Raw genomic sequence first — 4,296 nt, 5'->3', positions numbered from 1 at the left:
AAAATCTCAAAAATCATTTTCGGGTTCCCTCTCGTATTTTTGCCCGTATCATACCGTAATTCAGCAACGCCAGAATTGTAAATAATATCAATTCCGGTTGCACTCAGAAATGATGGTTGACTGTTGACTCTAAGCAAGGGAGAGGACACGGCAGTGCCGTTTCCCTACCCCAAAATAATCGCTTGCGCTCGCACCAGATACAACCATCCCCCAATTAATTGTAGGGACACGGCACTGCCGTGTCCTGATTGTGGGTAATATCCTGTTCCCTAACTACAGTAAGTTATATATAAAAGATGCACTGCTTTCCCCGTATCTTTAATCTCACTGATGAATCATGCTACAAATTTCTAATACAGTGTTCATAGACGATCGCGAAATCGAGATTAGCGCGATTCGCTCTCAAGGCGCGGGGGGACAAAATGTAAATAAGGTCGCGAGTGCAATTCACTTGCGCTTTGATATCCCAGCTTCCTCATTGCCCGATCGCTACAAGCAGCGTTTGTTGCAAATCAACGACCAGCGCATCACCTCCGAAGGTGTGATTGTCATCAAGGCCCAGGAACACCGCAGCCAGGAACAAAACCGGGAGGAGGCTTTGAGACGGCTGCAAGAACTGATTAAAAGTGCGATCGTCATACCGAAACCGCGCAAACCCAGCAAAGCAACTCGTAGTTCCCAGCGCAAGCGTCTCGACAGCAAAACTAAGCGAGGGCAGATTAAAGCTTTGAGAGGGAAAGTCACGGAGTGATTGATAATCTCAATTCCTATTAAAATTAGGATATCATTGTAAATGATGATTGTTAGTTTTAGGAAACGGCAATGACAACTACTGCACGTAACGAGCCGACGCTAGCCGATGTTATTGAAAAGCTAGACAAGCTATCGGCTGAAGTTGAGAAATTATCAACTGATGTTGAGAAAACTAATGATAAAACCGACAGATTCAATGACAAGTTCGATAACTACCAGAAAGCTACCCAATGGGTTGTGCAACTTGCTTTCACTTTGATTGCAAGCGCCACTATCACGGTGATTATCACTTCTGTTCTCCGTAAGTAATACCAAATCATACTTTAATATCCTCTTTATAACTTGCTTGTTAGATGCCCGACTTCTTCAAGAAGTCGGGGATATAATCTGCTTTTTTAGGTTGATCTAATTAGAACTAAGCAACAAAAGTTTTCAGTCGGGATTTTGTGGGCCTAAGTCATTCGGTAAATCGTCAAGCGTTTTTCCCAAAGCTTTGCAAAGGGCTTTCATTTGAGCAATGGTCAGTTCTGGTTCGTCTAGTCCTCGTTCCCACTTGCTAATGGCTTGCTGAGTTAGGGTTTTTGTGCGGGTTTTGTCGGGAATTTGTTTTGCTAAGGCGGATTGCGATAAACCAACAGCCTCCCGCAAGATTTGCAGTGCTGGTATATCTTTGGACTCTTGAGTTTGTTTCTTTCGGGGCATATCATAGCAAATTCACAACCAAAGTTGTTGACAAATCGGTGAAATACAACTAAGGTTGTTTAATAGAGAGACAACACAAAGGCGACTGCTTTAGCCGGACGGTGGAAACGCTTTGGTTTAGCAAGCTGCCCTATTTGTAGTTTCTACCCATTATGCCTGCATAGCCAAGCGTATTTTCCGGGCTTGGGTGCATGACTCAAACCCATTTCCCTAGACATTTCGGAACCCCTGCGGGTTAGTTGTCGTTCGATGAGGGCGATCTGATCAAAGGGATATCGTCAGGGATGTTGGAGATATCGATGCCTAGCAATCTAGCCACGGTTTTGGGCGAAAGCTTTAACTCCCGGCATAGGGCGAAGAAATTATCCGCCCGTGGCATTTTCCGACAATTAACCCAGGAGTTCACTGTATTTAGAGAAACTCCTAGGTTTCGGGCTAGTTGTTCCTGAGTAGCTTCAGCCAATTGGATAGCTTCTTGAATAGTTTCTGGTTTGAGATAGTCTATATCTTGATTCATTTAAACTAAAGTTATACAACTTTAGTTGACAAAAATGAATTATCCAACTAAAGTTGTAAGTGACGGACATGACAGAAGGTGGCCGGGCGAGCCGAACATTCAAAACGTCCAGGTTTGAATAACCGCCTTACTTGTAGTGTCTATCAATTGTGCTTGCATACCCAAGCGTATTTTTGGGGGTTGGGCGCATACCTCAAGCCCCTTTTTTCTCAACGCCGAGGAGGAGGTGCTATGTAAAAGGTCGATCGACCTCACAAGAGTGCCCAACTCAAAATTGTATCAGCAGTAATAATTTTTTAACTGTTGGTTTAATTTAATTGCTAATTCGGCCCAAAGCTCTCTGGAAGTTCATCTATTTTTTCTATTTTTAGTTCTCGGCAAATAGCTTTCAACTGAAAGAGAGAAAATTTTGGTTCTGTGGCTCCCGATATCCATCTATGATACGTGGCCCGGGGAATCCCGCATCTAAAAGCAAACTCATCTTGTGATAAGTCTGTTTTGTTGATTCTTAGGGCTTCCAATGGTGAATTGCCCTCCTGTCTTCGTTCTTTTCTTGATGACATTGTAACATAAATCTCAAATTGAGATGTCATACTTGACAAATAAAAATCGACATCTCATAATGAGACACAAGTGACATAACAAAAGCTGGTCGGTCAGGCCGAACAGCCAAAACCTGCAGTTTTGAATAACCGCCTTGAGGTGATGCGATGTAAAAGGTCGATCGACCCACAGCACAACCCAACTCAAAATTGTACCAAAGATCCCGACCAAAACTTCTCCTTTGCGATCGCACAACTTCCGTGGTATCGTGCCCTTTCTCGAACCATTCCAGATCATGTCCACATCCATTGACAACTTCTACCTAGGCGATGTCGCCTCCAACTTTCACTTTGCAGGCCCGCTGCTAGACTTTGAAGAAGAAATCCAAAATCAATCTCCCTTTCACGATTTAGACTACCTGACAGGCGAAATTAAAAGGGGATTTCTAGACTACGTGCGGCAAGGAATCATGCTAGACGCGATCCGAAAACTGCGATTGTACAAAGGCAAGTTCAAAACTTTTAAAACTTACTGCGAACAAGCATTAGGCAGGCAGTATTTTTACTGCACGCAAATTATCAAAGCTGCGAGCATTTGCCTGCGCTTAATTAAAGCAGGATTTGAGATTTTGCCTAGCTGCGTTGCTCAAGTTGTCCCTTTGTTCAAACACGCAGTAACCGACCAATACGGCGACTGCCTTTTACAGGAAAAGTGGCAAGAAGTTGTTGATGTCATACCCAAAGAAAGGATTACCGCAGTAACGATTGCCGAAACTGTTGACAACAATCCCAACCTCCGGCTCAAACAAATTCGCATTAAAACCGACACCTACGCCCTTTTAACGAAAAAAGCAGCCGCCGCCGGACTGTCAATTTCGGAATTTTTGGCAAGGTTGGTTGGCGAATACAATCCCAGAAACTTAGAGCAGCCAGCGGAACATACTCCCGAACAAGAGGAGATTTTAGACCAATTAGACGCGGAGTTTAAGAAGCCCGTAGCCCAAAAGAGTCCTACTGCAGCTAAAGACAAAGTTAAGTCTAAAGGTTTTGGAGTCAAAGTTGAGCATAAAGGTGGTAAAACGGAAGTTAAGGCGAAAAGTTCGGAAGGGGAAGTTAAGGCGAAAAGTTCGGAAAGTGAAGTTAAGTTGAAAAATCGGCAAACTGAAATCAAAGCCGAGAAACAGTCGAATTCATTTAAAGAGAAAAATCATGAAGTCATCTGCCCAAAATCCAATCATGCGTCAACTGAAATTAATGGAGGTTCAACTGAACGAAATTCAGTGCCAACTAATTAAAGCCACTGTGTTGAATTGGTGGCAAATAGTTTTGCCTGACGGACAGAAAATTGCGATCGAACACGCGGGCGGCGGACACTGGATTTTTCGGGCTAACGGGCTGGAGAAATCCTATCCAGAAGTGCGGCTAGCGGTGTTAAGGGCGATCGCCCAAGGCTGTCATCGCTAAGTTAAGGCTAAGGACACGGCAATGCCGTGTCCCTACAGATATCGCGGGCGATCGGATTTGATAGGATTTGGGATGCAGCGGGGCGATCGACATTAGTTGCAATTGCGATCGGAATTCCCAAGTCTGGGGCAAAGTTTAAAGTTCCGGCGTTGTGGGCGGATGGCTGGTGTCAACTATGTTTTCTGGGGTTTGAAGAGATGACGGAGGAGCGGAAATTTTGCTGATTGCTGGAGACAACAAGGTGGGAGCATCCCGGTTTTGCAAAAACCTCAAATGGCTAAGAGGTCGTTGAGGTAAGCACAACGAAGTTTTAGCATT

The 4,296-nt window shown here is 44.3% G+C and carries 8 protein-coding genes; 5 read left to right on the top strand and 3 right to left on the bottom strand.

The features are described 5' to 3' along the window. Positions 1 to 337 precede the first annotated feature (337 nt). Entirely contained in the window at positions 338 to 751 is a 414-nt protein-coding gene (gene arfB / locus QUA99_RS32310; RefSeq protein ID WP_333245526.1) for an alternative ribosome rescue aminoacyl-tRNA hydrolase ArfB, read from the top strand. Between the two features lie 71 nt (positions 752 to 822). Continuing rightward, positions 823 to 1,062, top strand: a complete 240-nt coding sequence (locus tag QUA99_RS32305) for a hypothetical protein (RefSeq protein ID WP_333245529.1) — start codon at positions 823 to 825, stop codon at positions 1,060 to 1,062. 123 nt (positions 1,063 to 1,185) lie between these two features. On the opposite strand, the gene QUA99_RS32300 is transcribed toward QUA99_RS32305, so the two are convergent. The 3 genes from QUA99_RS32300 to QUA99_RS32290 all read right to left on the bottom strand — a co-directional run bounded on the left by QUA99_RS32300 (position 1,186) and on the right by QUA99_RS32290 (position 2,535). After that, a complete protein-coding gene (locus tag QUA99_RS32300; RefSeq protein WP_333245532.1) occupies positions 1,186 to 1,455 on the bottom strand; it encodes a helix-turn-helix transcriptional regulator in 270 nt (89 codons plus the stop codon). A 235-nt stretch (positions 1,456 to 1,690) separates the two neighbouring features. Then, complete coding sequence (locus tag QUA99_RS32295) at positions 1,691 to 1,972, bottom strand: helix-turn-helix transcriptional regulator (protein ID WP_333245535.1); 282 nt, start codon at positions 1,970 to 1,972, stop codon at positions 1,691 to 1,693. 320 nt (positions 1,973 to 2,292) lie between these two features. Further along, positions 2,293 to 2,535 carry a helix-turn-helix domain-containing protein gene (locus QUA99_RS32290; RefSeq protein ID WP_293176868.1) on the bottom strand — a complete coding sequence of 81 codons (243 nt, stop codon included), beginning with the start codon at positions 2,533 to 2,535 and terminating at the stop codon, positions 2,293 to 2,295. A 275-nt stretch (positions 2,536 to 2,810) separates the two neighbouring features. Here QUA99_RS32290 and QUA99_RS32285 point away from each other — a divergent pair, with 275 nt between their 5' ends. Genes QUA99_RS32285 through QUA99_RS32275 form a run of 3 tightly spaced genes read left to right on the top strand, consistent with a single transcriptional unit; the run spans position 2,811 to position 4,202 of the window. Then, a complete protein-coding gene (locus QUA99_RS32285) occupies positions 2,811 to 3,809 on the top strand; it encodes a hypothetical protein (protein ID WP_333245539.1) in 999 nt (332 codons plus the stop codon). Then, on the top strand, positions 3,751 to 3,978 hold the full coding sequence (locus QUA99_RS32280; protein ID WP_333411558.1) for a hypothetical protein: 228 nt from the start codon (positions 3,751 to 3,753) through the stop codon (positions 3,976 to 3,978). The genes QUA99_RS32285 and QUA99_RS32280 overlap by 59 nt, the downstream gene beginning before the upstream one ends. Before the next feature lie 26 nt (positions 3,979 to 4,004). Then, entirely contained in the window at positions 4,005 to 4,202 is a 198-nt protein-coding gene (locus QUA99_RS32275; RefSeq protein WP_333245545.1) for a hypothetical protein, read from the top strand. Positions 4,203 to 4,296: the final 94 nt, after the last annotated feature.

Source organism: Microcoleus sp. F10-B2 (genome assembly GCF_036704965.1).
Taxonomy (GTDB): domain Bacteria; phylum Cyanobacteriota; class Cyanobacteriia; order Cyanobacteriales; family Microcoleaceae; genus Microcoleus.
This window is presented reverse-complemented; position numbering and strand designations above follow the sequence as displayed.